This is a genomic window from Variovorax sp. 05N34, assembly GCF_056397405.1.
The window spans coordinates 133225-159743 of the sequence record NZ_JBFTNI010000007.1; the positions used below are offsets into that span (position 1 = coordinate 133225).

The 26519-nt window shown below is 60.5% G+C and carries 23 protein-coding genes and 2 pseudogenes; 12 read left to right on the top strand and 13 right to left on the bottom strand.

Annotation, left to right across the window (positions count from 1 at the left end):
* Positions 1 to 351: 351 nt before the first annotated feature.
* From AC1DMA_RS19640 to AC1DMA_RS19655, 4 genes are all read right to left on the bottom strand, one after another.
* The gene (locus AC1DMA_RS19640) at positions 352 to 1014 is read right to left on the bottom strand and encodes a PIN domain-containing protein (RefSeq protein ID WP_478125382.1); all 663 of its coding nucleotides are present in this window, start codon (positions 1012 to 1014) and stop codon (positions 352 to 354) included.
* Positions 1015 to 1020: 6 nt separating this feature from the next.
* Positions 1021 to 1767, bottom strand: coding sequence for a hypothetical protein (locus AC1DMA_RS19645; protein ID WP_478125383.1), 747 nt, complete (start codon positions 1765 to 1767; stop codon positions 1021 to 1023).
* Positions 1767 to 3743, bottom strand: a complete 1977-nt coding sequence (locus AC1DMA_RS19650; RefSeq protein WP_478145276.1) for an ATP-binding protein — start codon at positions 3741 to 3743, stop codon at positions 1767 to 1769. The genes AC1DMA_RS19645 and AC1DMA_RS19650 overlap by 1 nt, the downstream gene beginning before the upstream one ends.
* 690 nt (positions 3744 to 4433) lie before the next feature.
* Complete coding sequence (locus tag AC1DMA_RS19655; RefSeq protein WP_478145277.1) at positions 4434 to 5561, bottom strand: IS110 family RNA-guided transposase; 1128 nt, start codon at positions 5559 to 5561, stop codon at positions 4434 to 4436.
* A gap of 194 nt (positions 5562 to 5755) precedes the next feature.
* On the opposite strand from AC1DMA_RS19655, the gene AC1DMA_RS19660 reads away from it, so the two are divergent.
* Together AC1DMA_RS19660 and AC1DMA_RS19665 are read left to right on the top strand one after the other, a co-directional pair.
* On the top strand, positions 5756 to 6628 hold the full coding sequence (locus AC1DMA_RS19660) for a tyrosine-type recombinase/integrase (protein ID WP_478125385.1): 873 nt from the start codon (positions 5756 to 5758) through the stop codon (positions 6626 to 6628).
* 10 nt (positions 6629 to 6638) lie between these two features.
* Positions 6639 to 7817: pseudogene (locus AC1DMA_RS19665) on the top strand (IS91 family transposase).
* Between the two features lie 434 nt (positions 7818 to 8251).
* Here AC1DMA_RS19665 and AC1DMA_RS19670 read toward each other — a convergent pair.
* Positions 8252 to 8767 (bottom strand): winged helix-turn-helix transcriptional regulator, encoded by a 516-nt coding sequence (locus tag AC1DMA_RS19670; RefSeq protein ID WP_478125386.1) that lies wholly within the window; start codon positions 8765 to 8767, stop codon positions 8252 to 8254.
* A 191-nt stretch (positions 8768 to 8958) separates the two neighbouring features.
* On the opposite strand from AC1DMA_RS19670, the gene AC1DMA_RS19675 reads away from it, so the two are divergent.
* From AC1DMA_RS19675 to AC1DMA_RS19700, 6 genes are all read left to right on the top strand, one after another.
* Positions 8959 to 10146 (top strand): MFS transporter, encoded by a 1188-nt coding sequence (locus tag AC1DMA_RS19675; protein ID WP_478125387.1) that lies wholly within the window; start codon positions 8959 to 8961, stop codon positions 10144 to 10146.
* A gap of 230 nt (positions 10147 to 10376) precedes the next feature.
* Entirely contained in the window at positions 10377 to 10703 is a 327-nt protein-coding gene (locus AC1DMA_RS19680) for a hypothetical protein (protein WP_478125388.1), read from the top strand.
* A gap of 132 nt (positions 10704 to 10835) precedes the next feature.
* On the top strand, positions 10836 to 11333 hold the full coding sequence (locus AC1DMA_RS19685; RefSeq protein WP_478125389.1) for an N-acetyltransferase family protein: 498 nt from the start codon (positions 10836 to 10838) through the stop codon (positions 11331 to 11333).
* Positions 11334 to 11649: 316 nt separating this feature from the next.
* Positions 11650 to 12192, top strand: a complete 543-nt coding sequence (locus AC1DMA_RS19690; RefSeq protein WP_478125390.1) for a dihydrofolate reductase family protein — start codon at positions 11650 to 11652, stop codon at positions 12190 to 12192.
* On the top strand, positions 12189 to 12755 hold the full coding sequence (locus AC1DMA_RS19695) for a TetR/AcrR family transcriptional regulator (protein ID WP_478145278.1): 567 nt from the start codon (positions 12189 to 12191) through the stop codon (positions 12753 to 12755). The genes AC1DMA_RS19690 and AC1DMA_RS19695 overlap by 4 nt, the downstream gene beginning before the upstream one ends.
* Before the next feature lie 124 nt (positions 12756 to 12879).
* Positions 12880 to 13428 carry a P-loop nucleotide/nucleoside kinase family protein gene (locus AC1DMA_RS19700; RefSeq protein ID WP_478145279.1) on the top strand — a complete coding sequence of 183 codons (549 nt, stop codon included), beginning with the start codon at positions 12880 to 12882 and terminating at the stop codon, positions 13426 to 13428.
* A gap of 566 nt (positions 13429 to 13994) precedes the next feature.
* On the opposite strand, the gene bla is transcribed toward AC1DMA_RS19700, so the two are convergent.
* The gene (gene bla / locus AC1DMA_RS19705; protein ID WP_478125830.1) at positions 13995 to 14852 is read right to left on the bottom strand and encodes a class A beta-lactamase; all 858 of its coding nucleotides are present in this window, start codon (positions 14850 to 14852) and stop codon (positions 13995 to 13997) included.
* A 97-nt stretch (positions 14853 to 14949) separates the two neighbouring features.
* Here bla and AC1DMA_RS19710 point away from each other — a divergent pair, with 97 nt between their 5' ends.
* A complete protein-coding gene (locus AC1DMA_RS19710; protein ID WP_478125394.1) occupies positions 14950 to 15849 on the top strand; it encodes a LysR family transcriptional regulator in 900 nt (299 codons plus the stop codon).
* Positions 15850 to 16103: 254 nt separating this feature from the next.
* Here the strand turns inward: AC1DMA_RS19710 and AC1DMA_RS19715 are convergent.
* Positions 16104 to 17550 (bottom strand): annotated as a pseudogene (locus AC1DMA_RS19715) (IS1182 family transposase).
* 895 nt (positions 17551 to 18445) lie between these two features.
* Between AC1DMA_RS19715 and AC1DMA_RS19720 the strand changes: the two are divergent.
* Both AC1DMA_RS19720 and AC1DMA_RS19725 read left to right on the top strand, forming a co-directional pair.
* Complete coding sequence (locus tag AC1DMA_RS19720; RefSeq protein WP_478125395.1) at positions 18446 to 19375, top strand: class I SAM-dependent methyltransferase; 930 nt, start codon at positions 18446 to 18448, stop codon at positions 19373 to 19375.
* 279 nt (positions 19376 to 19654) lie between these two features.
* Positions 19655 to 20608 (top strand): LysR family transcriptional regulator, encoded by a 954-nt coding sequence (locus AC1DMA_RS19725; protein ID WP_478125396.1) that lies wholly within the window; start codon positions 19655 to 19657, stop codon positions 20606 to 20608.
* Here AC1DMA_RS19725 and AC1DMA_RS19730 read toward each other — a convergent pair.
* From AC1DMA_RS19730 to AC1DMA_RS19740, 3 genes are all read right to left on the bottom strand, one after another.
* Positions 20574 to 20768, bottom strand: coding sequence for a nuclear transport factor 2 family protein (locus AC1DMA_RS19730; protein ID WP_478125397.1), 195 nt, complete (start codon positions 20766 to 20768; stop codon positions 20574 to 20576). The two genes, AC1DMA_RS19725 and AC1DMA_RS19730, sit on opposite strands and share 35 nt — an antisense overlap.
* A 126-nt stretch (positions 20769 to 20894) precedes the next feature.
* A complete protein-coding gene (locus AC1DMA_RS19735) occupies positions 20895 to 21794 on the bottom strand; it encodes an amino acid ABC transporter substrate-binding protein (protein ID WP_478145280.1) in 900 nt (299 codons plus the stop codon).
* Positions 21795 to 21804: 10 nt separating this feature from the next.
* Positions 21805 to 22236 (bottom strand): VOC family protein, encoded by a 432-nt coding sequence (locus AC1DMA_RS19740; RefSeq protein ID WP_478145281.1) that lies wholly within the window; start codon positions 22234 to 22236, stop codon positions 21805 to 21807.
* Positions 22237 to 22398: 162 nt separating this feature from the next.
* Between AC1DMA_RS19740 and AC1DMA_RS19745 the strand changes: the two genes are divergently transcribed.
* A complete protein-coding gene (locus tag AC1DMA_RS19745; RefSeq protein ID WP_478125400.1) occupies positions 22399 to 22983 on the top strand; it encodes a flavin reductase family protein in 585 nt (194 codons plus the stop codon).
* A gap of 265 nt (positions 22984 to 23248) precedes the next feature.
* Here AC1DMA_RS19745 and AC1DMA_RS19750 read toward each other — a convergent pair whose 3' ends face one another.
* The 3 genes from AC1DMA_RS19750 to AC1DMA_RS19760 all read right to left on the bottom strand — a co-directional run bounded on the left by AC1DMA_RS19750 (position 23249) and on the right by AC1DMA_RS19760 (position 26316).
* Positions 23249 to 24589: a metal-dependent hydrolase family protein gene (locus AC1DMA_RS19750; RefSeq protein WP_478145282.1), complete on the bottom strand. Its 1341-nt coding sequence runs from the start codon at positions 24587 to 24589 to the stop codon at positions 23249 to 23251.
* A 63-nt stretch (positions 24590 to 24652) separates the two neighbouring features.
* A complete protein-coding gene (locus tag AC1DMA_RS19755; RefSeq protein WP_478125402.1) occupies positions 24653 to 25435 on the bottom strand; it encodes an alpha/beta fold hydrolase in 783 nt (260 codons plus the stop codon).
* 11 nt (positions 25436 to 25446) lie between these two features.
* Entirely contained in the window at positions 25447 to 26316 is an 870-nt protein-coding gene (locus AC1DMA_RS19760; RefSeq protein WP_478125403.1) for a fumarylacetoacetate hydrolase family protein, read from the bottom strand.
* Between the last annotated feature and the right edge of the window lie 203 nt (positions 26317 to 26519).

Here is a 26519-nt window from a genome sequence, read left to right on the forward strand (position 1 = left end):
TTTACTGATATGACCACCTTGCCCCCTTCGTGACGGTCTTCTCCATGAGGGACACCGCAACGTCCGCTGCTGTCTCAGGACGCCAGAGGAAGGACAGGCGAAGCAAGATATCAAGCTCTTGACGCATGAGGCCAATGCACACGCCGTGGCAACCCTGTTCGTACAGCAGACCGAACGACTTTCTGTTCTCAAGACTTCTTGCCTTCGCACCAGCCAGGAACGCTTCAGCAATCTGCCGACTAGCCGACTAGCCGTCTTGCTTGTCATGGTGCGGAGCTGAACGGCCACGACCGCTCTCAATACATGAAGCCCCTTGGGGCTGGCGGCAGCCGGTGGTTTGGGCAAGGTGAATCATGTTGCGTAGCGAGCTATGCAGTTCCCACACATCCACTCGCCGTCGTCATAGATTCCACCCGTCATGTCCGTCTTCTGGTGGCACCAACCACACTCGGCAACGATCCCGCCATCGTCTTCCCAAGCAGGTTCGGCCTCCACGAAGCCCGGCTGATTTGAAGGCAGGAGCTTCAGATCTGGTGGGCTGGCGAACCGGCCGCAGTTGGAACACCACAGGCCGCCATGGTGTTCAATCGTGCTGGCCTTCTTGCAGTGCCGACATGCAACAAGATCAACCTGCAAAGCAGGCACCACAGCGACGGGCACGAGCTGAGCAATGCTCTCTATTCTGCGGCAGTGCATGCCGTTGTTCTGGAGGTGGGTCAGCAAGGGATCAAAGCCCTTGTCGCCGCTCAAAACGAAGCACTGGGTGTCGGGGGTCGTCTCAAACGTCCTGCCAAGCTCAAAGGCAATGTGGAAGTCCAAGGCGTTCTTGCCAGTGCCTGAAATCTTCAGGAAGTCCACCCGACTGAACCTATGGGCCGTGGCTGGCTTCTTGGAAGCCTTGGGCGGGTTCTGGTTGGCACCGACGAAGATGATGGCCCGGTAGCTCTCGTCCAGCACAGAGAGATCTACCTTGTGCTTGTTCTCAAGGTCAACGAGAAGCAGTTTCTTGCTCATGTCGCCTCACATGAAGTTGAGCATGAGCCGACCCACCGAGTTGGTCAGGTCACGAGCAAAGAGGGCGAGCCAACGCTGCGAATCGTCTCCGAAGTGCGACTCCGAGAACCCGTTCCTTGAGTTCGCAATCGCGTTGGTCAAGGTGGGCATGGCATTGACGATCTCCACCGGGAACGGCCCTTGGGCCTGGAGCTTGCGACTAATATCGTCCTTGACCACCTTGCACAGCGGCATGAGGTCAGTCAGGCCCACCTGGTCAGGCACATGCTTGCGCACGTAGGTCTTGTAGAGCCCTTCAAGACACGTGTAGCTCAGGGTCGTCGCCCGGTTGTAGTGGTGGGCGTCAGTCGCATTGTCGATGTCGGTCAAGCTGTGGTTGAGCTTTTCCGAGTTCCACAGGTCGACCGGCACAACCGTGGTGGGCACGGCACGGCCACCGCCGAAAACGATGTCCCTGATCGTGTCCGCTTGGGCCCTGTCATGGGGCTCAATGTGATCCACGAACACCCGGTACAAGGCAAAGCGCTGCGGCTCTGGCTGAGCTTGTATGAGATCCCAGTAGAAGTCCTTCCGGGAGTTGGACTTGCCTTGGCTCGTGCGCAAAGGCAGAAGTTGCTGGTAGCTGGGCGAGCCCGGATCTACCTGCTGAACCATGCGGCAGAACGTCGACCCACTTACATAGAGCGCCTTGTTCTCACTGTTCAGGGCCGCGAACAGATAGTTGTAGGCGGCGATCCAGTTGACCGGCGACACTACGCAACGCTCTCAAGCGAGCCTTGAGCAACAGGGATCGGCTCAATGAACTTCGCCAACTCTTCTTGCTGGGTGAGCAGGAACGGGGCGTCTTTGACCTTGTCGTAGAGCTTCAGAAGCCGCTGTTCCGCCCTGTTCAAAATCGTGCCGTAGAGCAGCGGCTGAATCTTGACCTTGTCGTTGTCTTCGGTCCGAGTGCCACCTTCACCGCTTTCAATCTGGTCGCCAAGGACGAAGCCGTCAATGCGGGTGTCAGGCTGAATGTGGCCCCGCTTCTTCAACTCCTTCACGTATTTCCAAATCTGTTCCTTCTCCTTGGAGCCGAGGGAAAGCTTGGTGGTCTTCAGATCAACTATGACGAGGTGCTGCACGCCAGCTTCTTGGTGATCCTCGTTGTACGAAGGCAAGGAGTAGAAGCCGGTGCTGCCGTCGCCGCGAATGACGAAGTCAGGGCGGTTGAGCGAAGCCTTCTCGGCCTTCCCGTCAAAGAGTTCGCGGATGACCGTCGTCATGCCCTTGTTGGACGTGAAGTGAATGGACTCAAACTTATCGCCGAACATCCAGAGGCCCTTGGCAAAAAGCGGCTGGAGTTCCTTCACCTCGTCAATGCACGCGATTTGAACCTTGATTCGCAGTTCGTTGATGACCTTCAAGCGGCCCTGAATCTCGTCCAGTACGACCTTCGCCATGCCAATGGTCCACTGGCTCAGCACTTCATGCAGGGCGTCCAAGTCATGCGATTCTTGGTTGTGTAGGATTTCGAGCAAGCCGTACTGGGACTTGCTCCTCTCAAGCTTTGCCAAGATGGAGGTCAGTTGCACGATCTCCTGCTCACCGAAGTTCGGGCAGGTATCCACGACCTCATTGACGAAGCCCGTGACTCGATCCTTGCTCAGCAGAGGCAACGAGTTGACCGACTGCCCCACCTTCTGAAGGACCGCACTTCGCTTGTCCTCACGCTCTGCGGCACTGGTGTTGTCAATGATCTCTCGAATCTTGTCCTGAACGATTGGCCTGGTGGTGTCCCATGCGACGTTCTTCTCGATGAAGCCCGACCAGTCTTCCTTGACGGCGTTTTCCTTGTTTAGAAAGTCAGCCTGGACGATGAAGGTGAAGCGCTTGGCCTTCTCGGTTCTGCCGTCAAGAATGCGCTCAACGTCGGCACCTCGCCACTTGCACTCACCCACCGCACGGTTCGTGACCCACCAAGCTATGCCGTGCTGCTTGGTAGGTTTGTCGGCCTTGCCGGTGTCAATGTGATAGATCTTGGCCGTTCCGTAGCCGGGCACTTCAACGTCCACGATTGAGAGGGACGACTTGCTGATGTCGGCAAACGAAATGGGAGTGCCGTTCAGGCTGACCTTGAAGGAGGGGTTGGCAAGGAACCGACCACCAAGGAGCTCTCTAGCCTGTTCAACCGTGAGGTTGGTCTGACGGATTTCGCCTTCGCCTGTGATCGTCGTGCCATGCCCTTCAACACCTTTCTCAACGATCTCCACGAGTTCAGTTATGAGGGGCTTGTTGGCCGTGCGGCTGACCTTGTAGACGATCTTCTGGCCGTCTTTGACCGAGGTGACGACGTAGTTCTTGGTGAGGCAGAAGCTGGCAAAACGGCCCTTGCCGTTCTTCCCGAAGACGAAGCGTGGAAGACCCTCCACTCCTGGTGGCGGTGCAGCCGTGGGTCCGGTCTTGGCGATTCGGTCATAGGACATGGCACGCCAGATGTAGTCGAACTCGGCCTTGGTCATGCCCTTGCCGTTGTCCGAAATGGAAAACTGCTTGTTCCGCTTCGGATCGGGCCAGCTTATGTCGACCTTCGTCGCATAAGCGTCCCAGCAGTTGGCAACGAGCTCAACAATGGCCGTGCTGGGGTTGGTGATGATGGAACCAGCCCAGCTTTCAAGAAACCGATCTTCATAAAAAATGTTTTCCTGTTGCACAGACCGCCCCTCCATTTTTGATGCAATGAAATCCATCTGACGCCCACGCCATCGCAAAGCTGAAGGCGGCTATGGCCAAAGGCTGGGGTTCAATCACGAGCTGATCTACTTGTTGCGAGAGGCATTCTCTCCGAACTTGAGCGCATCTTGCCCCCCAACATGTTTAGGAGCGTATGCACGCCAAAAGCAGCAAAGCTGCTTCCCGGTCATTCGCGCGAGTGGGCCGGTCCCTAGAAGAAAGCTGCCGCTGGCAACTCGGGGTCGAAAGACGGCTTACGCTGCGGACCGGCCGGACGGCAAACGATGTTGACAGGCCGTACCGGGCCCAAGGACTAAACCGCTGCCTACAAGGACTTCCCGCGGGGTCAAGCGGAGTTGTTGGGATGTTGGCTGTTCTTCCTTGGTCAGCGGCTGTTCGGTGTTTCTTCGATTTAATCACTCGTTCGGCGCCGTGCGGCAGGTGAAGGTGCGGTGCGACAGAGGACAGACTGCACATCTACAAACGGCCTTGTTGCGCATCTTCGCGCGGGCCCAGATACGAACCGCTCAGCCGGGCTCCATTCGCGGTACGTGGTTGGGCACGATTGCCGCCACGCACGGTTTACCGAGTTCGCCAGCTGCCGGTCTGACCTGTCAAACGCATCTTCGAGAGCACGTCTTGGCTGGAAGGAGCAAGGAGTTGACCTTGTTGTGGAGTTGATCGGGTGTCGGGACTTACAGCGGGCTTCAGGCCACGCATGCAACGGAGATCGATCCCGGGCCTACGACGGGTTGCCGGTCCGGCTGCTTGGCCTTTGGCTTGATGCTGACGTGTTTGGAGTCGAAACCATCTTCGCGGGTCATTACCGCCCACAGGATGCGAGCGTTCTTGTTGGCCATGGCCACGCATGCCTTCTGCCAGCCTACGCGCGCCGTCAGCTGCGCCAACCACCGCGAGATCGGGTCGTCACGTTTGTCGGCGCTCATCACCGCGGCCTTGGCACCCTGGATCAGCAGCGTGCGCAGGTAGTCGTCGCCGCGCTTGGTGATGCGCCCCAGGCGGATCGTGCCGCCACTGGAAGCCTGGCGTGGCACCACGCCCAGCCAGGCGCCGAACTGGTGGCCGCTCTTGAACTGCGTGAAGTCACCCACGCCAGCCGTCAGCGCTGACGCACCGAGTTCGCCTATTCCGATGACCTTGGCCGCGCGCTTGGCCGCTGGGCTGGATCGCACGTGTTGCCCGATCTGCCGGTCGCACCAGCGCATGTGCTCGTCGAGTTCGCGCCAGTGCTCGAACGCGCGCTGCAGCACCAGGCGCGCGGTTGTACTGAGTTCGTTGCTAGCATCTTCGATGATGTCGGCCAGCACGGCACGCAATACCTTGGGGCTCTTGCCGAACACCAGGCCGAATTCCGTCAGCACACCCCGGATCTGGTTTATGCAGGCGGTGCGCTCTTCCTTCAACCCTTCGCGCACCCGGTGCAGGCTCATCACGCCCTGCTGCTCGCAGGTCTTGACCGGCACGAAGCGCATGCTCGGTCGCGACGCCGCCTCGCAGATCGCCGCGGCGTCCGTGGCGTCGTTCTTGCCGCCTTTGCCTTCCATGCGATACGGGGTGACGAAGTGGGCCGCGATCAGCCGTGGTTCCAACCCCTGCTCGCGTAGCTTGCGGGCCCAGTGGTGCGCGCTCGAGCATGCTTCCATCGCCACCACGCAACCCGCGGGCAGTTTCGTGCACCAGGCGAAGAACTGCTCGCGCTTGAACGCCCGCGCGACCAAGCGCCCACCCGATACATCCACCGCGTGGACTTGAATCACTTGCTTGGCAAGGTCAACACCTACCCGCGCTATCCGTACTCCTGTAATCTCGTTCATGGGCTTCCCCTTTTCGGTTTCAGATTGAGAGTCGCAACCCAATCTTGGTGCTTCGACACCGTTGCTGGAAGGTGGGAAGTCCCTTCGTATTCGCGGTAGCCCGCCCGCAAGACCGCGGAGTCAATCAGTCGTCGCGTCCCTGTCAATGTGCAGAGCGAGGCAATTCCGCCTCGTCCTCTGACAGGAGCACGATCATGACCGCATCCACCCAAGCCATCTCGCCCTTGCGCCAACGCATGCTCGATGACATGCGTCTGCGCAAGCTCCGACCCAAGACCCAGACTGGGTACATTCGTGCCGTGCGGTACCTGGCCGCCTTTCTTCAGCGTTCACCGGACACCGCAACTGCCGAGGACCTGCGGCGATTCCAGCTGCACATGGTTGATCGCGGCGTCTCGGCCATCACGATCAACGCGACCATCACGGCCCTGCGGTTCTTCTTCGACGTCACGCTCGGGCGCGATGACGCAATGGCCAAGATGAGCTATGTGCGCGTTCCGCAGAAGCTGCCGGTGGTACTCAGCCACGACGAAGCGGTGCGCCTCATCGCGGCCGCATCCAACCTCAAGTACCAGACTGCGCTTTCCATCGCCTATGGCACCGGACTGCGCGTCGGCGAGATCGTCGCATTGAAGGTCGATGACATCGACAGCCAGCGCATGACGCTGCGCGTCGAGCAGGGCAAGGGCCAGAAGGACCGCTATGCGATGCTCTCGCCCGTCCTGCTGGAGCTGCTGCGCGCCTGGTGGCGCCTGGCCCACTCACAGGGGAAGATGTTGCCTCACGGCTGGTTGTTCCCAGGCATGAATCCGCTGAATCCGCTGACTGCGCGTCAGCTCAACCGTGCCATTGCCGCCGCCACAGTCGCCGCCGGCATCAACAAGCGTGTGTCGATGCACACGTTGCGCCACAGCTTCGCCACCCACCTGCTGGAGCAGAAGGTGGACATCCGTGTGATCCAGGTCATGCTGGGTCACAAGAAGTTGGACACCACATCCGTCTATACCCACGTAGGCACCCGGATGCTGCGCGAGGTGGTCAGCCCGCTGGAGGCGCATTGCGCCTGAGCGTGCGTCCATGGCGCACAGCGCCCTGGAAGTCGCCGACATCTTCCGCACCCACGGTCCCGACTGGCGCAAGGCGCAGCGCGGCCACCTGAGCCTCGGCCAGCTCAAGGTCATGTCGGCCATTGAACAGTGCCGCAGCGCGGCGCTGGGAGGCCACGTGTTGCGTTGCGAAGGTTGCGGGCAAGATCAGATTGCCTATAACTCTTGTCGCAGTCGGCACTGTCCGAAGTGCCAGGCCAGCGCTGCACAACGCTGGCTCGAGGCGCGTAGGGCCGATCTGCTTCCGGTGGACTACTACCACGTCGTCTTCACCTTACCGGCGCCAATCAGCGCCATCGCGTACTGCAACAAGGCCGCGATCTACGCGCTGCTATTCGACATCGCCGCAGAGACCCTGATGACCATCGCAGCCGATCCGAAGCATCTTGGCGCCCACATCGGGGCCACGCTGGTGCTGCACACGTGGGGATCCGCCTTGACGCATCACCCGCACGTCCACGGCATCGTTGCGGGCGGCGGCATATCGCCCGATGGCGGGCGCTGGATTGCCTGCAGGCCAGGCTTCTTCCTGCCCGTGCGCGTGCTGTCGCGCCTATTCCGGCGGCGCTTCCTTGAAGAGCTCTAGGCTGTGCATCGGGCCGGTCGCTTGGAGTTCTTCGGCGACTATGCCGCGCTCGCCGATACGCGGGCGTTCGCCGACTGGCTTGCACCGCTGCGTCAATGCGAATGGGTGGTCTACGCCAAGCGCCCGTTCGCGGGCCCCGAGGCCGTGCTGGCCTATCTGTCGCGCTACACCCATAGGGTGGCTATCTCCAACAGCCGGTTGATCTGCCTGGATGAGCGCGGTGTCACGTTCCGCTGGAAGGACTACCGGGCCAAGGGCCTTACACGCTTGAAGACGGTGACGCTTGGGGCCGACGAGTTCATGCGCCGCTTCCTGCTGCACGTGTTGCCCAGCGGATTCCATCGCCTCCGCCACTATGGGCTGCTGGCCAATGGAGCACGTACCGCCAGTCTGGCGCTGGCTCGCGCCTTGCTGCATCAAGAGGCTGAGGTGGTTCCCGATGTCGAAGGCGACTCAAGCGCTGCCTCGGCGGCCTTCTCCTGCCCGCACTGCGGCCATCCCATGGTGGTCCTGGCGATCTTCGTGCGGGGCCATCCCATCCCGCTACAGGCTCGACCGCCATGACGACAGGACTGAGTCGAGCTGTCCACGCTGCTCTCGGGTTTCATCTGCCAGTGCCGATGGGGCGCAGTCTTGCCTGTGACCTGAAAAGTTCTTTGGGGCAGCCACTGCGCCCTGTGCACAACGGGGCCGTTGGGTGCAATCAGTTCGCGCTTGCAAGCACGACCGGCCCGTCCTTGAGCTCACTCTCCAGGTTCATCGCGTGGACCGAAGCCCAAATCGCCATAGCTCCACGCCTTCGCGAGCGCCTTCGTTGAGTTCCGCGGTTTCCTCCCTGGAGGCCAGTCCAACACCTGCCCGCAGGCTGTAGGGTCGCACCATGTGCGCGCCGCAAGGCAGGTGTCGGACAACCCTTAACCGAAGCGGAAGTAGCCAAGTTCTGAAAGCAGTCGTTCAGACCGTCAGGTTCAGCCGCTAAGCCGCTCGCATCGTCCATGTCAGTTCTCGGTAACCAGTGGTTCAAGGAGCACATGGCGCTTTCGCAATGCAATGGCAACTGCGTCGGTCCGTCCTCCAGGCTTGCTTTGGCGAGGTTCGGTTGCGACAGCGGCCGGTGGTGGCTTGACATGACACGCTTGGCAGTCGCCGTGGTCGTCGATCTCATTGCCACAGACGACATGAACGAAACGCAGCTGATTCGGCCCGGCAAGGCGAGCGCCCCAGGACAGCAAGGCATAAAGAGCAGGCCAAAGATCGCGGCCTAATGAAGTTAACTCGTATAGATGTCGCGCGGCGTGTTCGGGATCCGGGTTGCGCGAGAGGATGCGATTGTCGACTAAGGTTTCTAAGCGCTCGACAAGCACTGCACGGGGGATGTCAAGGTGGTCGCGGAAATGGTTGAACCGCCGGACTCCGTAAAACGCATCGCGGAGGATCAGAAGCGTCCAGCGCTCGCCGATTAGTTCCAGCGCACGCGCCAGAGTGCAGTTCTGTGCGTCATAAGTAGTTGCCATACCCCAAGTCTACTGAAGTTCAAAAAGCAGACCTGTTCGTGATAAGCTTCATGAGGTTCACTAACCGAACCTCAAAAAACAACCATGAACATCATTTCCAAGGCCCTAGACAGACATGAGGGCGTAGAAAAAATTCGCTCAGCGGTGCGTGTGCAGACTTTTGTTAACTCCGAGAATCGGAGTGTTCTCCGATGAGTAAGCAAGAACGTGCGGGCAATCTCGGAGGGCTCGAGGTGATGTTCATGGCGTTAGCTGCTGCGCTTGGAACATCAAGCATTTACGTGCTGCAGCCGTCAATCGCAGATGTAGCAGGCTCGATGCACACAGAAGTTGCAGTTATAGGAGTTGCACTCGCCGGTGGGCCGATCGGCTATTTGGTGGGATTGTTGGCGCTTGTCCCTCTAGTCGACCGCTTTTCACCTCGCAAGGTTCTTGGAATCCAGTTTGCGTTGCTTGGGCTCGCCCTCGCGCTGAGCGCAACCGTCACGAGTGCGGCCATCCTGACCTTGTTAATGGGGGTCACCGGTGCGTGTTCAGTTGTAGGCGCGGGAATGAGTTCCCTGACAAGCAGATTGACTCTCCCGCACCGTCGCGCAACCAATCTTGGTATCGTCACCGCAGGAATCTCAGCCGGAATTTTGTCGGGTCGAATCGCTGGTGGCTGGCTTGCCGATCAGATGGGCTGGCGAGAAATGCTTTTCGTCTTCGCCGCAGCCTGCGGGGTCTTTGCAGTCTGTTGCCGCTTAGTACTTCCAGCCGTACGAGGACGCGTTACGCACGGGTATTTAGCTGGGTTGTTATCCATCCCGAGTCTGTTCGCGAAACATGCCATTCTCCGGTTGGCAGCATTGCGTGGCGCCTTATGGTTCTTCGGCTTCTGCGCAGTCTGGGCTGGCCTGGCAGTTGCACTTTCCCAACCGCCGTTTTCCTACTCCGCGGAGCGGATCGGAATGTATGCCTTGGCTGGCCTGTCTGGCATCGCCGCGACGCGCGTTGCTGGAGTGTGGACCGACCGGGTCGGCGCTCGAAAAGTCATTCTTTTCGGTCTGGCACTTGCAGGCTGCTCTGTGCTGATTGGCGGGCTTGTACTGCATAACACGGTCGCCACTTTGGTGTGCCTTGCAATCTTCGACGCAGGGCTATTCGCTGCTCAGGTCGCGAATCAGAGCACTGTGCTTGCACTCAACCCTTCAGCACCCGCTCGATTCAACAGCGCTTACATGATGGCTTATTTTATAGGCGGAACTCTTGGGACAATGTTCGGTGCCGCGGCGGTCGGATGGGTCGGCTGGGGAGCGAGCTGCGCGATCATCGCAGCGCTGATCGCAGTCGCCGCTGCGATCACCTTGGGTGCCAGGGAAACAGTCCAAGAGTCTTGATAGCTTCCATGCCTGCATTGTGCTCAACGGCTGCCGGGCGGTTGGGGGATGTCGCGGAGGTCGGCTTTTGGCCGGGACTGCCTGTTCGCCAAACTCGCCTGAAGCGGTCGTTGGCCAAGGGCGATCGCGCCGAAGCTCAGCTTTTAGGCACGGCCGCGAATTGGTGCTCGCGGGCCAAGACCGGACGTACAAGGCCGGGTCAGAATTCAAACCAGAACGACCGTACGAACATGGACGCAGCAAACTTCGTCAAGAACTGGAGTGACCTCAGAGCAGAGCTGCTTGGGGCGTTCATGGGTGACCACGGACATGCAGAAGTGGCCAAGAGGGTCGAGGCCATGGGCCTGACCGCTGCACAGATGACCCAGCTTCGCGTCGTCCTCGACGGAGCTCTGCGGGACACGATGTACACCCTACTACTCGGGTTGGACGGCGCTGCAAGCATCGGTCGAGACCAGCAGACCTTCAGAATTCACGACGAGGACGGCACGTCCTCTCCACCGGCGGCCAGCTTGAAGAAGAGGCTTGGAAGGTCTTCCACGGCGCCGCATGAGTGATGGATTCCCGGCAGACTTCAGCACACGCCAGAAGCGGACCATCGAGCACGCCGCCCAGTTGTGCGCGGCGAACTTGATGGTGTACCTAAGGCGCCATCGCCTTGGCTTCCCGCAACCAGTGTTCGCTAGACCATGAATCTTTCCATTGAACCCTTGCACGCGTGCCATTTTTCAGCTCTTCGCGAAGCGCTGGATTCGGTTGCACGCGAGAAAAGGTTTCTTGCGTTCACAGAGGCGCCACGTCTTGAAGAGGCGTACGCGTTCTACGCATCCGTCCTCTCGAATCAAGAATGCATGCGAATCGCGATGTTGGACGGCGTCGTCGTGGGTTGGTGCGACATCTTGCGCGGTCGTGGTCAGGCTCGCGCACACGTTGGAAGCTTGGGGATAGGCGTCGTCGCAGGGGCACGGGGCCAAGGTGTTGGCTCAGCTCTTTTATGCGCGGCGATAGACGTGGCCTGGGCGTTCGGTCTGACACGCATCGAGCTAGCTGTACGTGAGGACAACCCACGCGCTAAGGCTCTTTACGGGCGGCATGGCTTCCTAGCCGAGGGATTGCTTCGCCGGGCCTTTATGGTGGACGGGGTGTATTACGACGCAACAGCCATGGCTCTTCTGCGAGACCACTAGTATCGGAAGGCTGAAGTCGGCCAACCCCGATGACCAAGCCAAACTCGCCGCGCGCTGTGCGATGAAGGGGATGCCTATGGCGTGCGCTTGGGCCAAGCCGGCGTGAAAGTGCCGGGGGAGACGTTCCGACGGCATGATCCACGAATTCATGCGCTGGCCCCTTGGTGCGGCCGTTCGTACGGCCCTCGAAGCCACACCCGCGACCTGAAGCGGCTGCCAGGCCAGTTGAGGTGCGCCTCAGGCGCATGGCAGGCTGGCAGTGAGATGGCTTCCGAACGCCTTGAGCGTCATATATATACGATGTATATTTGAATCCATGACGCTCATCACCGCACACGTTTTCATCGCCACCAGTCTCGACGGCTTCATCGCGAGAGCAGATGGTGACATTGCATGGCTGTTGCAGCGCGACGACCCGCGGGAGGACCACGGCTATCCAGCGTTCATCGCCGACAAGGACGTCATCGTTATGGGTCGAGGAAGCTATGAAAAAGCAATCGCGTCCGACCCGTGGCCCTACGTGCTACCCGTGGTCGTTCTTTCCAAGCAGCTGGCGGGCAAGCCCGTTCCGCACTCATTGACAGGCAAAGTTCGGTTCTCCGACCGTGCGCCCAGGGACGAAATGGAGGCCCTTTCCGAACAAAACGTGCGCCGGGTGTACGTTGATGGAGGCCAAGTGGTGCAGTCCTTCCTTCGCGATGGGCTGATTGCCGACATGGTGATCACAACTGTTCCCGTCTTGATCGGTTCCGGCAGGCCTCTGTTTGGCGCACTCTCGCAAGACATCAATCTGAAATTGGTGTCCTGTCGCAATTTCCCTTCTGGTTTGGTCCAATCCACCTATCGGCTGGCGGCATGACTCGCCCGCGCGGGCGGCCCTCCTCGGGACAAGGAGTCACTCAAGAGGCCATCCTGGCTGCCGCTTTGGCGTTGCTCGAGGAAGGCGCTGGCCAGGCCCTGACCCTGCGCGCGTTGGCTACTCGACTGGGAGTGACCCCGATGAGTCTCTACCACCACGTTGGGGACTACGCAGGCTTGCTTCGGGCAGTGTCGGATCGAGTCTATGCGGAAGCTCTGGCAGGAGTGAGCAAGTCGGAAGATCCCACTTCGGAGATCCGGGACCTACTTAGTCGCTACTACGGAGTCGTAGGCCGCCACCCCCAGTTGACGCTCGCGCTCTTTGCCACGCCCGAAGCCCTTACAGGAACGACCCGCCGAATCACCAACCGCTTAACGAGCCTGCTCACCGCAGTCACGCCCGACCCAGTCATGTGGCGCGATATTCTGATCGACCATGCACATGGCAGCGGCCTCGCCCTTTGTTCAGCCAGAGGTGAGCTGACCCATACTGAAGCGCTTCAAGACCGTTATCACTTGGCTCTCGATTGCCTGCTGCGTCAACTTCCCGCGCGATCGCGCTGATGCACGGACACTTGCCAGTGTTGTGCTACACACACTGCCGGCTCCATCCACCAGCACGGCCGTCGGTCGGGCGAGAACCGAGCTTCAACTGAGCGCTTTCGGTAACATAACCATAATCCGCAGCATGAAACTTGTTTTTGTTCATGGCCCGGTGGCCTCTGGAAAGCTGACCATCGCGAAGGAACTCGGGCGCATGACTGGCTACGCCGTCTTCCACAACCACTTAGTGGTCGATGCTGTGGCAGCGGTATTCCCTTTCGGCACTGAGCAGTTCGTGAGGCTGCGCGAGAGTATGTGGCTCGACGTGATACGCGAGGCAGCAATGGCTAAGCGTTCTCTCATCTTCACCTTTGCACCAGAGCCGACAGTCATCCAAGGCTTCGACAGGCGAGTCGTTGAAAGCGTGAGGGCCGCTGGCGGCAGCACCCATTTTGTTCAGCTGACCGTTCCTGTGGCGGTACAAGAAGAACGTCTGACAGCGCCGAGCCGGGCGCTTTTTGGAAAGCTTCAGTCGGTGGACCTTCTGCGTGAATTGCGCACGCAATTTGAGGCGTCCGAGCGGGCGATGCCGAGAGGGGAGCTAGTCATTGATACATCCGCTCTCGCGCCTGCAGAGGCCGCGCGCGCGATTGCCGAAACCTTGTGTCTGACACTCCTGATGGCGCCTCACTAGCCGCGGCTGCTCTGAGACAACGAAGCGTCGGCTCGCTCGCGGGCCAGAACCTGCAATCCCGACCGAGCTGCGATAAGAGGGGACAGGCGATGTGACAAGCTGGCCCCCGTGTTGCATCACGGCGCTCGCAAGTCCTTTCGACTTTTACTCCAGCCGAGTCCGTTCATGCCGCGCCTCTGAGCGCATGTCTGCACGACTTGCGGCTCCTTCGGGAGTCGCAAGAACGCCCGATGAGGCTGCTTCCGAGTAGGGATCGCCTGATGCGGTTGCGATGGCATCGCGTTGCACATCCCGGCGGCTTCGCAGAGAGGGCCGTACCGATTGGTTGCCTGAGTAAGCGGCCTCCCCAAAAATCGGTGCGCGCGCGGCGCCAAGCGCCTCTTGCGTGACCACATCACGGCTGCGCACGGAGGCGACAGTTTGTACGCCCTGATACGTTTCTGCGTTTGCAGCGAGCGAGCCCATGAAGGCGGAGGCGGTGAGCATGATGGCAGCAGGTTGCAAGGAGGTTTTCATTTGTGGTTCTCACTATGGTTCGTCGGATGCGTGGCGTAACGTGGTGGTGCCTATGCTGTGACCCGGCGCGCTACGGCAGCGATTGCGGCGTTTCGATCAGCTTCGGTGGCCTGTGTATTCGTGACAAAGGCGCACACCAGGATTGGTGGCCGCTTTGGCGGCCAGAAGATGCCGACGTCGTTGGCCGAGCCGCGGCCCCCTGTCCCCGTCTTACTCCCCATACGCCAATCCGCAGGCAAGTTGGCGCGCAGGCGCTTCCCGTTCGTTTCACATCCCTCGAGCCACCGCGCGAGCTGTTCACGGCTGCTGGGTGACAAAGCGTTGCCAAGCAAGGTGGCGTGCAGCAGATGTGCCATTGCGCGAGGTGAGGTCGTGTCGCGGGGGTCACCGGGCGTAGCTTCGTTGAGTTCAGGCTCCCATCGATCTTGCCGGGTGACATCGTCACCGAGGCGTCGGGCGAAAGAAGTCAAGCCTGGCGGGCCCCCAAAAGAGGCTAGAAGAAGGTTGCCGGCGGCGTTGTCGCTGGTGGTGATCGTGGCATGGCACAGCTCGGCCAAAGTCATTCCCCCGTCCACATGTTTCTCGGTGATAGGCGAGTGGGGGAGCAACACATCACGCCCATAGCTGATGCGTCGACCAAGTTTTTCCATTCCGCGATCCACCCTCTGCAAAACGTGCGCGGCAGCCAGCCATTTGAAAGTGCTGCACATTGGGAAGCGCTCGTCCAGGCGGTGACCTTCGATCCGGCCATCGGCTTGAAGTACGGCCACCCCCAGCCTCCCGCCGCTGAGCGATTCGCTATAGCCCCAGGGGCTTTCCTGCACCGGGGAGTGGGTGGGCTGCGCACATGCCGGAAGGGCAATGGTCGCAATGGCGGCGAAGTGAGCGTTGAAGTCGCGTCGGTTCATGATTTGTTGGGCTCCTTTAAAGAGCCGCAACGATATCCACGCGCACATACGGCGACAAACGATGATTTCAGGGGGAATACCCAAGATAATCTTGGCCATGTCCCTCCCCCTCAACGCATTGCGTGCGTTCGAAGCATCTGCACGGCACTTGAGCTTCACGCGCGCCGGCTTGGAGCTGAACGTCACCCAGGCAGCAGTGAGCGCTCAAGTCAAGAACCTGGAGACGCGCCTTGGAGTGCGCCTATTTCGTCGGCTGCCGCGCGGACTCACACTTACCGACGAGGGCCAGGCCCTGTTGCCCATGCTGTCTGATTCATTTGGACGCCTTGGCACCATCGTCGAGCAATTCCGTGGCGGTGCTCACCACGCTCCCCTTACTGTTGCAGCAGTCTCCACCTTTGCAGTGGGCTGGTTGATGCCCCGACTCGAGTCGTTCCAGAAGAACCATCCCTTTGTCGACCTGCGCCTCATGACTCACAACAACAAGGTCGACTTGGCCGGAGAGGGCCTCGATTTCGCCATCCGATTTGGCGAGGGCGCTTGGCACGGAACGCATGCCGAACTGCTGCTCGACGCTCCCCTGACTCCCCTTTGTACCCTCTCGATCGCACAGCGGCTCGCCAGCCCGGCGGACCTTTTGGGAGAAACACTGTTGCGCTCCTATCGCAGCGATGAGTGGAGCCGATGGTTTGCCGCTGCAGGAGCAGGCGCATCGCCTAAGCCTATGCGAGGGCCTGTGCTCGATTCCTCCCTGGCATTAGCGGCAGCGGCCGCACAGGGGGCCGGCGTTGCCTTGCTTCCGGCGAGCATGTTGCAGCACGACCTGGAGATGCGTCGTCTTGTTCAGCCCTTCGCCGTAGAGGTCCGGGTGGGCAGCTACTGGCTCACTCGATTGCAGTCGAAGGCTCTATCACCGGCCATGACGCAGTTTCGCGAATGGCTGCTAGCAGGGGACGCCGCAGTGTGCAAGACCGCTGAGACGGCTAACAGTGCATGAACTGCCCGCTGAACTCGGCAAACTGCGCCAAGCGTCTGTGGCGACTTAAGCTTCTGTTTTCATGGTCGCTTCCGGGAAGGCCCGATGTCCGCTTAAGGCCGAGGGCGTGTGGAAACGGCTTCGGCGCGAGCAAGAATTCGCGATCGCGAAGCCGTCATCGACGTCACGGAGTCATCCAGTGGCCTCGTCGCAGAAACGGGTGACTTGGCACGCGCCTGAATGGCCGAGAGCGTTGCACCGGCCATTAAAGAGGTTCAGGCCCCCAGCAGCCTCATCGCCTTCATCGTTTGGCTCATACCCATGATCGCGATGACCCTCTTCAGGTTGTAAGCCAGCACGTGCAGACTCATCTCGGTGTTCACGTGCTCCAACTTCTTCGTCAGGAAGTGCGTCGAGCCCATCCAGTGTTTGAGTGTTCCGAACACGTGCTCCACCGTACATCTTCGCAGCGTCATGGCAATGGGCTTGCGGTCCAGGCGTTGCTGAACACGTTCGAGCACCTCCTCGTGCACCCATCGACGGATGCGCCGATACGTGCTCGTCGTGCATTGATCTTTGATCGGGCACTGGGGGCAAGCACTGGTCCAGTAGACACGCATCTCGTTGCCGTTCGTCTCCAATGTATTGAGCCTGTAGATGGCCCGCTGCCCCGCGGGGCATTGGTACTCATCGTCCTTGGCGATATAGATGAAGTCGCTCTTGTCGAAGCGCCCCTCGGCCTTCGCGTTGGAGGTCATCGGCTTGGGAACGTAGGTCGTGATGCCCGCGTCTTCGCAGTCCTTGAGCTCCTTGCCACTGAAGTACCCGCGATCGGCGAGGGCCTGCAGCTTGGTCTTGCCCATCGCCTCGCGCGCGGCCAGTGACATCTTGTTGAGGTGCGCCCGGTCGTGGTTCGTTGGTCACCTCGTGTGCCACGATCAGGTGATGCCTTGCATCGACGGCGGTCTGGACGTTGTAGCCAACGATGCCCGTGCTCTTGCCTGACTGAAGCATCGAGCGCGCATCAGGGTCGGTGAGCGAACGCTGCCCGTCGGGTTCCTTCTTCAGCTGTTCCCTCGTCTCATCAAGCTGCTTCATCTGCTCGCGCAGCTTTTTGATCTTGTCGCGCAGCCGTTCGGTCTTTGCCTCGAACTCGACCGGCTGGGTGCGATCCGCCGTCTCCATGGCATCGAGGTATCGCTGGATGCTTTGCTCGATCTGCTTCTGACGACCGTCGATCTTGCCGGCAGTGAAGTTGCGGTCGCGGCTGTTGACCGCCTTGAACTTGCTGCCATCGATGGCCACGATCGCGTGAGTGAACAGCTTGAGCTCTCGACAGAGGCCAACGAAGCGCTTGCAGACGTTTCGGATGCCCGGGCCGTTGTCGTAGCGGAAATCGGCGATGGTCTTGAAGTCAGGCGCCAGACGGCCGGTGAGCCACATCAGCTCCACGTTGCGCTGCGCCTCGCGCTCCAGGCGACGACTCGACTGGATGCGAATGAGATAGCCGTAGATATAGAGCTTGAGCAGGACAGAGGGGTGGTAGGAAGGGCGACCCGTCGTTGCGGGCTCAACGCCTTTGAAGCCCATCGCCTGCAGGTCCAATTCCTCGACGAAGACGTCGACGACTCGCACCGGATTGTCCTCACCGATGTAGTCGTCAAGGCATTCGGGCAGCAGTGTCACCTGCTGTCGATCTTCGCCTTCGATGAATCGCTTCATGGGCCACCTCGCTGCAACGGGTTGGCGAATTTTATTTTGAGTGAGACGATCAATGAAGCGTTTTCACACGCCCTCGGCCCAAAAGCGACCTCCGCCACAGGCCCAATCCGGTCCTTCAGCAACTCCAGCGGCCGCCCTCGAAAGCAGGCGTTCGCAGGCGGTGAGTCCACCGCCCTGCGGAGTCGATATCGGGAAAGTAGAGAGGACAGGCCGATCTCTTCGGCTCGGCTACGTCCTAGCTGTGTGGGGGCCGCACTTCAGAGAAGGACTTTTACGCGCTCGCCAGCGTGAGTCTGGAGCGACATCAGCGGTGCTGAAGTTCCGAAAATATCCGCAACTCGGGATGCCTTAGTCGAAAATGTCCCTGACCTTAGCAAACTTACGTCCAACGTCGATTTGCTAAGGTTGTGGATATTTTCTGCGAGGGCAGGGGGGCGAATTTGCTAACAAATTGGATTGTGGATATTTTCGGCTAAAAGTTTCCAGCTGCTCGACTAGCGACTAGCGACTAGCGACTAGCGACTAGCGACTAGCGTACGAGTGGCATTGGGAGTGCCAGGAGGGAGTGCAAAGCTTGGCAGGTAGTTCAGCCACAGACTTGGTTGCAGCCGGTCGAATCTGTCCGTCGAACGAGGGAGATCGCCGATACCTGATGACATCGGCGCATTCCTTTGCGACCGGCTGATCTACTTCGGAACTTGACCTTCACCGGCATCATCGGCGGACGGAGCGGGCGACAGTGATCGGATGGTTGAAGCAGCATGGCCGCGCTGACTGCGTGCCACCGAATGACTGTTTGCATCAGCGCCGGAATGGTGGTCCGGGCCCATTGCAGCCTCACGGTTCGGTTGTAAGCTGCCGTTCGCTCGTCTAGGCAGCAATCTTGGAGAATCTGTTGAACCCGTCGACACCCAGCCGCACCGCACTTGCAACTTCGCTCATGCGAGCAGTTCATTCGCGCAACGACCCCCTGCCACTCCTGAGCGATACGTGGGGAGATCGCCTTGTCTCGGAATCGGCGCAGTCCACCTTGCTTCAGCGTGCGATGGCACGCATAGAGGCCACCAAGCCGGGTTTGACACTGGATGGCGTTCAGGGTCTCGACCTCGCTCTTCGGTCCAATCCCGCCTACGGGGGCGTGATCCTTCGGTCCCGATACACGGAGGACGCGCTCAAGCAGGCCGTAGCGAGCGGCATCGTTCAATACGTCATCATCGGCGCCGGGTTCGATAGCTTCATCTGCCGGCGCCCAGCATGGGCAGAGGGCGTGACGATCATCGAGGTGGATCATCCGGCGACGCAGCGGCTGAAGCGTGAACGCCTGGCTGCCTGTGACGTGAGCGTCCCCGGCTCCGTGGAATTCGTCGAAGCCGACCTGTCGATGGAGGCATTGGGAACGGCGCTGACGAGATCTTCGTTTCAGGGCGACCGTCTCACCTTTTTTTCCTGGTTGGGCGTCACGACTTACCTGACCCGGGAGGCAAACCTCAAAGCCCTTCGATCAATTGCCACCTGCGCGCGTGCGGGAAGCGAGATGGTCTTCACGTATGTTGACGAGGCCATCCTTGGCCCGCACCATGCAGTCGATGAAGAGTTTCTCAGACTCAAGAGCAACGTCGCTGCTGCCGGAGAAGCGTTTCTATCTGGGTTCGACCCCCGAACCATCAACGATTTGCTGCTCGAAACCGGGCTACGACTCCTCGAGGATCTGGATGGAAACCAAGCCGCTGCTCGCTACGACGCTGGCGGCCTCAACGCCTTCAGGACCTCTAAAGCTGCGCATATGGCCCATGTGCGGCTGGTCGGCGCCGAGTCGCTTGCATAGAACGGGGCAGTGGCTCGCGTAGCGCGATTGGTCGAAATCAGAGTTGTCTGAGACCTCGGTGGATGTGGACCACGAGCAGCAGAGGTCGGCTTTGGAGCGTTAGCAGGCATCCGCACGCGCTGTGGGCACGGCCAGAGCGCCGCGTTCAGATAGGCGCAGACTCAGCGTTTCGGGTGACGCGCCAGGATGGCCGTACGGATGTAGTGAGCGATCGAATAATCGCATTCCGCCGCCTGCTCAGTTGTTGATTTTTCGATCGATCCTGGACATGCTCGGCCCATGATCGCAGAGCTCAAGACCCTCATAGCCGTTTGCAAGTATGGAACCTTCGCTTCCGCTGGCGAGCACATCGGCCTGACGCAATCGGCGGTGAGCAGCCAGATCCGGCGAATCGAGGAGAGCCTGGGCTTCTCCCTGTTTGACAGGACGGGGCGCTCCGCGACGCTGAACAGTGCCGGGCAAATCGTCCTTGCGCGTGCAGAGGTGCTCTGCGCGCTCTACGCGAAGCTGGGCGATCCGCCCGATGAACAATCGACCCAAGGTGTCTTGCGCATTGGCGCCATCGCCTCCGCGCAGTCCACGCTTGTCGCGCGTGCGCTCGAGAACCTCCGTCAAGCGCTTCCCTTGGTCCGCGTCCATGTTGCGCCTGGCGTGTCTCTGCGGCTGATGGACGATCTCGACGCCGGAAAGATTGATGCGGCTGTGATGATTCGACCGCCCTTCGGCATGCCACACGACATGACGTGGCAGGCGCTCGTCCATGAACCGTTCGTTCTCGTTGTTCCTAGGGATGGGTCGAGGGGCAGGGACTGGCGTGCGCTGCTGGAAGAGCGGCCGTTTCTGCGTTACGACCGCGTGTCTTTTGGCGGCCGGATGGTCGAAGGCTTCCTGCGGCGACAAGGCGTCACCGTGAAGGAGGCCATCGAGTTGGACGAGATCGCCGGACTCATCCAGCTTGCGGCGAACAGCGTTGGTGTGGCGCTCGTTCCGATGGTCGAAGCCCACCTGCCGCTGCCGGACAGCGTCCGGGTGGTGTCATTGGGCGAACACACCTTTTATCGGGAGATCGGGCTGCTCCAGCGCCGGACCAGGACAAGCTCGCCGATCGTTGCCCAATTTTCGCGCTGCCTTGTGGAGGCCTCTGAGGCCATCGTGGAGACGACAGGCACTCGACGCAGTGCATCGAGCAAGCGCCGCCTCAATCCTCGAATTGGTGGTAAACCTTCGCGATGACTTTCCAGTCGCCATTGGTCTTGATCAGCGTCAGGAAGTCGTTGTAGTCAGCACCGATGGCGTCCTTTTCCATGTCAACCCGAACCAGTGCGGTGGTCGGCGTGACGGCTAGCACATCCAGATGCGTCACGATCTCCCGCACCTTGCCGTTCTTCTGCACGAATCGAAAGGATTCTGGATTGGGCCGCCCAGCAACTGCCCATTCGTGAAGCCGTACATCAAGGCCCCGGATGAAAGGCACTGGCCACGCCATCGACACTTCCGCCGTTGTGTTTCCTTCGAGGCCTTAGCGCGCCTCGTACTCTTCCATGGGTTTGTCGGTGGGATTTGCCCAGGCGGCCTTGGTCATCTCGGTCGCGGGCAGGCCCACGATCACGTTTCGCGGCGGGATCGGCTTCAGAAACCATTTGTCGTAGATGCGCGCTGCATCCCCGCCCTTGGCCAGCGACACGACGCTCTGGTCGACAAGCTTCTTGAACGCCGCATCGCCTTTCGGCAACATGATGGCAATGGGCTCTGTACTCAGCACTTGGTCCAGCAGCTTGTATTGCGCGGGTTCCCTGCTCTTTGAAATGAGCGTCGCCAAGATCTGCCCATCTGCCACGAAAGCGTCGGCGCGGCCGGTCTCCAGAAGCAGAAAGCCTTCGCTGTTGTCTTTGGCCGTCAGCTCCGTCGCATCGCTCTTTAGCTTTCTCAGCAGTTGCACGGAAGTGCTTCCGGTGGTCGCTACCACCGTCTTGCCCGCTAAATCCGCGGTCGACTTGATGCTGGACGCTGACTTGACAGCGATGCGCACGCCTTCCACGTAAAGGGTAGGGGCGAAGGCGACGTCTTTCTGACGTGCCGCATTGTTGGTCGTCGTGCCGCATTCGATGTCCACCGTGCCGTTCTGCACGAGCGGGATGCGGTTCTGGGGCGTGACCAGTTGGTATCTCACTTCCAGCTTCTCGAGCTGCGTCGCCTTCTTGATGTCTGCAATGATCTGCTCGCAAATCTCGACATGGAAGCCGGTGTATTTCCCGGGTCCGGTGGTGAACGACATGGCGCCCGAGGCATCGCGCACGCCCACGGTGACAACGCCCGACTCCTTGATCTTTTTCAGCGTGTCTGTCTGCGCAGCCGCCGAACCCAAGAACGTCAGGAAGGCAGCGGCAACGCTGGTGGCGACCAATGATTGAAGCCTCATTGGGGTCTCCTTACTTCGCGAACAGAGAGTCGAGATTGGCGAACGATTTCATTTCGATGGCGTTGCCCGATGGATCCAGGAAAAACATCGTGGCTTGCTCGCCAGGTTCGCCTTTGAAACGGATGTACGGCTCAATGACGAACGCGGTCTTGTTCGCGACCAACTTGTCCGCCATGGCTTGCCACTTGTCCGTCGGCAGGATGGCGCCGAAATGCTTGACCGGCACATCGTGGCCGTCGACGGCACTGCTCTGCTTGTGGCCGCACTCGTCGGGTGCCAGATGCGCAACAATCTGATGACCGTAAAAGTCGAAGTCAACCCACTCGGGCGCGCTCCGTCCTTCGGGGCAACCCAGCAGCTCCCCGTAGAAGGCGCGTGCTTCTGCGATGTCGCGCACAGGAAAAGCAAGATGGAACGGAATACGTTGATGGGTTTCGCTCATGGTGTCCTCGTGGTGATGTAGTTCAGGGAAAGGAGACTGTAAGGAGCGATTCGCATAACCGAAAACGATATAAAACGGTTCTGAGCATCAATTTTCCCAATGCTTTTTTTGTCGATTCGCCTCGACTGGCGAGCTTTTCTGTCTTGCTGTCCAATCGCCGGCATGTCGAACACAAACAACTTTCAGCCAGTGGCTCTTGAGCACGCCAGTCGCCTGATCAACCACGGACCGACGGTGTTGGTCACCAGTTCTGACGGCACCCGCCGCAACGTCATGGCCGCGGCGTGGTCGATGCCGGTGGAGTTCACGCCCCCGCGCATCGCCGTGGTCATCGACAAGCACACATTCACCCGCGAGTTGATTGCAGCCAGCCGAACATTTGCCATCTGCTTACCCGGCAATGCGCTCGTTGACCTCACTCACGCGGTGGGCAGCACGAGCGGTCGAACCATGGACAAGTTTGAACACTTCGCCATCGGAACGGAGACCAGCCCAGTACTGAAACTGCCGGTCTTATCTTCCGGTTGCTCAGCCTGGCTCGAGTGCCGCTTGATTCCTGAGCCGCACAGCGAAGATGCCTACGACACCTGCTTCGCCGAAGTCGTCGGCGCAGCAGCCGATGCACGGATCTTCAGGAACGGTCATTGGTTGTTCGACGATAGCAACGCTGCGCTGCAGACGATCCATCATCTAGGAGGCGGCAACTTCATTTGTGGCGGCAGTGTCGTCCGTGCAACTGCGCCATAACTGTTGTTCAAAGATTCGCGGCACGTACGCGCTCAACACCTCGGGTTCATGCGAAGAGGCCGATGCCCGCTTTCGCACTCAAAGCCGACTTCTGGCGCGCCGAATTGACCGGCAGCCACGGGCCCGAAGCGCCGGATAGCCGAGAGGCTTCAGTCGGCCACAAGCCGTCGTGCGTGGCGTGATTTTCAGCGTCAGCTTGCGCTTGCATTGCGGTCGAAAGAAAAGAGCGGGGGCGTTGCCACCGCCCCCGTTGGGTTAGTTTGGCTCAATGCATTTCAGCAAGCGCTTCCTTGACGCCTTCCTCACGCAGCGGAAAGTCAGCCCCTTCCAGATGCAGCGCAGCCTCCGCAGGCACGGGGGTCGCGCAATCCTTGTAGATCACGCCATCCTTCATCACGAGCTGGATCTTCGCCGGATCGGTAAGGATCGACAGGTCCTTCAGCGGATCACCATCCACCAGCACGATGTCCGCCAGGTAGCCCGCCTTCAACTGCCCCAGTTCGTCCGGACGCAGCATGATCTGGCCGCCCAGCTTGGTCGCTGCGAGCAGCGCTTCCTTGGGCGTCATGCCGATGTAGTCGACGAAATACTGCAGGTCGTTGGCGTTGGTGCCGTGAGGCATCCAAGCAAAGCCGTAGTCGCCACCCGGCAGGATGCGGATGCCGCGCTGATGCATCTTGCGCAGCGATGCAGAGGCGATCTCCAACTCGCGCTTGTAGCCCATTTGCGTCGCGACGGCCTCGGTGATGCCGTACTCGGCGGCGTTGAAGGTCGTGCGAATGAGCCAGCCGATGCCGGGGGCGACGAAGTGCTTGTCCTTGGCGGCCTCGAGCATGTCGAGCGCCTCTTCGTCCGCAAAACTGGCGTGGTAGACCATCTCGATGCCATGTCGCACACACTGCTTGACCGACTCGCTTGATCGGGCGTGCGCGGCCATGCGCTTGCCATAGCGCTTGGCTTCCTGCGCGAGCATCGCGACCTCATCCTCCGCAAACGGTGACATCTCGGCCGGCAGGCCGGCAATGTATTCGCCGGACAAGTTGATCTTGAGATGATCTACGCCGTACTTGATGAAGGTGCGCGCCGACTTGCGGATTTCTTCCGGGCCGCTGCACACGCTGCCGAAGCTCAGTTCCTCGAACTTCATGTGCGGCAGCGTGTTGTCGCCGAGCGCGCCGATGGTGGTGATTTCCTGGCTGCCCGCGAGGTAGCGCGGTCCGGGGAACTCGCCCGCATCGATGGCGTTGCGCAGCACCACGTCGAGTCGAGGCTTCGCGGCAGCGGCACCGATAGCCGAGGTCCAACCCATGTCGAGATAGCGCTTGGCCACGCGCACGCACCACAGCATGTGCTCCTCGGGCGGCATGAACTGGATGGCGGCGAGGCTCGGCTGGTCGTTCCACGAGAAATGCGTGTGCGCCTCGGTCATGCCGGGCATCAGGAAGCGGCCCTTGCCGTCGATGACGCGGGCGTCGTCGACGCTCACGCGCTTCGGTGCGCGGGTGACTTCGACGATGCGCTTGCCTTCGACGAGCACGTCGCCGGTGTAGGTGTCTTCGCCCGTGCCGTCGAAGATGCGGACGTTGGTGAATGCGATGCGGGTCATGCTTGTCTCCTCCGGCCCGAGGTGCCGGAAATGGGTTGATGAACGTGTGGCGGTGGAAAAAATTCAGCGCAACGATGCGTGGAACTGTTCGAGTTCCTGCATGCAGCGTTGCGGCTTCTCAAAGGTCGTCCAGTGGCCGCAGCCTTCAAGGACCACCTGTCGCGAACCGTTGATGCGCGCCGCCATCGCGGCGACGTTGGCCGGTGGCGCAACGCCATCCTGGTCGCCGGTCACGAGCAGCGTTGGCACTTCAATGCGGTCGATCTCGGCCGACTGCGCGGCGGCGAGCGCTTCGCAGCTTTGGGCGTAGCCCTCGGGTGATTGGCGCATCACGCTTTCGCGCACCAGTGCCAGCACTGCGGGCTGCTCAGCCTTCGTCTCTTGGCTGGTGGCGCCCTTGACGATGGCGTCGGCAATCTCTTGTATGGCCGCCGCGCCGCCGCGCGCTGCCGCCGCACGCGCCACCATGTTCGGCCGAGCCGCTTCGGGTGGCGCAACCAGCGGCCCGAACAAGGCCAGCGACTTGATCTTGCCAGGGTTGCGCACGGCGAGATGCTGCGCAACGACGGTGCCAAGCGAGTGCGCCATCACGTGCACCGATTCGGCGCCCAGCTCAGCGAGCAAAGCTTCGAGCGCTGCGGCATAGCCTTCAATCGAGAGCGGCTCCGCCAACAGCGCCGAGCGTGCGCTTCCGGGCAAATCCGGCCGGATCACCTTGAAGCCCGACAGGGCGGCCAGCAAAGGCGTCCATGTGTTCGACGAGCCGCCGAGTCCGTGGATGCACAGCAGCGCTTCGCCGTTGCCGTCGATCTCGACGGCCAGTTCGTTGATGAATCGAGTCGTCATTGCGCTGCGCTTCAGACGAACTTGTTCTCGATCGAGCCAAGGCGGTCGATCTCGACGCGCACCACGTCGCCCGCCTTCAGGTAGCGCGGCGGCGACATGCCCATGCCGACGCCGGCCGGCGTGCCCGTGGCGATGACATCACCCGGATACAGCGTGATACCGCGCGAGATGGTTTCGATCAGCGTCGGGATGTCGAAGATCATGTTCTCGGTCGGGCCGTCCTGGCGCAACTCGCCGTTGACCCAGCAGCGCACGCGAGTCTTGGTGCCGTCGAACTCGTCGGCCGTCACGATCCACGGGCCCATCGGGCAGAAGGTGTCGAAGGACTTGCCCATGTCCCACTGGCCGTGGCGAATCTGCACGTCGCGCGCCGTCACGTCGTTCACGACCGTGTAGCCGAAGACATGCTCCATGGCGGCAGCGCGCGTGATGTTCTTGCCACCCTTGCCGATGACCACGGCGAGTTCTGCCTCGTAGTCGATCTGCGTCGAGATCGCGCTGGGCACCAGCACGTCGTCGTGCGGGCCGACCACGCATTCGGGCACCTTGGTGAACACGATGGGCCACTCGTCGGTCTTCGCGCCGCTGTCTTTGAATACCGATGCCGAGAGTTCCTTGGCGTGCGCGTGGTAGTTGCGGCCCACGCACCAGAGGTTGCGACGGGGCTTGGGCAGCGGCGCGTCGAGCGCGACATCCGCGACCTTGATGGCAGCGCCGGTCGCGACCGGTGCAGCGCCACCCTCGGCCATGGATTCGATGATGCTCAAGGCACCCGCGGCTGCTTGCTGCGGCGTGAGTTCGAGGGGTTGGAGGGTGAGGCCGTCGTCGGATACAAGTCCCACGCGGCGGATGCCGTCGGCGATGTAGGTGGCGATGCGCATTTCTGTTGGCTCCTGTGATTTCTCTCTGCGGATTTGCGGTTCCGGTGAAGGTGCCGCGGGCATGGAGCAACTTTAAGAACGCAGCGCTTTGGGCGCTTATCGACGAATCCGGCGACGTATCAGGGAGTCTGGTGGAGTGCTAGGGACTTACCCGGGGTTCAGGCCGCTTCAGGCCTCGCGAAGGCGAACAATTGCACCCGTCG

Excerpts from the sequence above, each read along its gene's own strand:
- AC1DMA_RS19640 (WP_478125382.1), bottom strand. The coding sequence starts at position 1,014 with ATGAGCAAGAAACTGCTTCTCGTTGACCTTGAGAACAAGCACAAGGTA.
- AC1DMA_RS19650 (WP_478145276.1), bottom strand. The coding sequence starts at position 3,743 with ATGGATTTCATTGCATCAAAAATGGAGGGGCGGTCTGTGCAACAGGAA.
- AC1DMA_RS19655 (WP_478145277.1), bottom strand. The coding sequence starts at position 5,561 with ATGAACGAGATTACAGGAGTACGGATAGCGCGGGTAGGTGTTGACCTT.
- AC1DMA_RS19660 (WP_478125385.1), top strand. The coding sequence starts at position 5,756 with ATGACCGCATCCACCCAAGCCATCTCGCCCTTGCGCCAACGCATGCTC.
- AC1DMA_RS19670 (WP_478125386.1), bottom strand. The coding sequence starts at position 8,767 with ATGGCAACTACTTATGACGCACAGAACTGCACTCTGGCGCGTGCGCTG.
- AC1DMA_RS19675 (WP_478125387.1), top strand. The coding sequence starts at position 8,959 with ATGAGTAAGCAAGAACGTGCGGGCAATCTCGGAGGGCTCGAGGTGATG.
- AC1DMA_RS19680 (WP_478125388.1), top strand. The coding sequence starts at position 10,377 with ATGGACGCAGCAAACTTCGTCAAGAACTGGAGTGACCTCAGAGCAGAG.
- AC1DMA_RS19685 (WP_478125389.1), top strand. The coding sequence starts at position 10,836 with ATGAATCTTTCCATTGAACCCTTGCACGCGTGCCATTTTTCAGCTCTT.
- AC1DMA_RS19690 (WP_478125390.1), top strand. The coding sequence starts at position 11,650 with ATGACGCTCATCACCGCACACGTTTTCATCGCCACCAGTCTCGACGGC.
- AC1DMA_RS19695 (WP_478145278.1), top strand. The coding sequence starts at position 12,189 with ATGACTCGCCCGCGCGGGCGGCCCTCCTCGGGACAAGGAGTCACTCAA.
- AC1DMA_RS19700 (WP_478145279.1), top strand. The coding sequence starts at position 12,880 with ATGAAACTTGTTTTTGTTCATGGCCCGGTGGCCTCTGGAAAGCTGACC.
- bla (WP_478125830.1), bottom strand. The coding sequence starts at position 14,852 with ATGAACCGACGCGACTTCAACGCTCACTTCGCCGCCATTGCGACCATT.
- AC1DMA_RS19710 (WP_478125394.1), top strand. The coding sequence starts at position 14,950 with ATGTCCCTCCCCCTCAACGCATTGCGTGCGTTCGAAGCATCTGCACGG.
- AC1DMA_RS19725 (WP_478125396.1), top strand. The coding sequence starts at position 19,655 with ATGATCGCAGAGCTCAAGACCCTCATAGCCGTTTGCAAGTATGGAACC.
- AC1DMA_RS19735 (WP_478145280.1), bottom strand. The coding sequence starts at position 21,794 with ATGAGGCTTCAATCATTGGTCGCCACCAGCGTTGCCGCTGCCTTCCTG.
- AC1DMA_RS19740 (WP_478145281.1), bottom strand. The coding sequence starts at position 22,236 with ATGAGCGAAACCCATCAACGTATTCCGTTCCATCTTGCTTTTCCTGTG.
- AC1DMA_RS19745 (WP_478125400.1), top strand. The coding sequence starts at position 22,399 with ATGTCGAACACAAACAACTTTCAGCCAGTGGCTCTTGAGCACGCCAGT.
- AC1DMA_RS19750 (WP_478145282.1), bottom strand. The coding sequence starts at position 24,589 with ATGACCCGCATCGCATTCACCAACGTCCGCATCTTCGACGGCACGGGC.
- AC1DMA_RS19755 (WP_478125402.1), bottom strand. The coding sequence starts at position 25,435 with ATGACGACTCGATTCATCAACGAACTGGCCGTCGAGATCGACGGCAAC.
- AC1DMA_RS19760 (WP_478125403.1), bottom strand. The coding sequence starts at position 26,316 with ATGCGCATCGCCACCTACATCGCCGACGGCATCCGCCGCGTGGGACTT.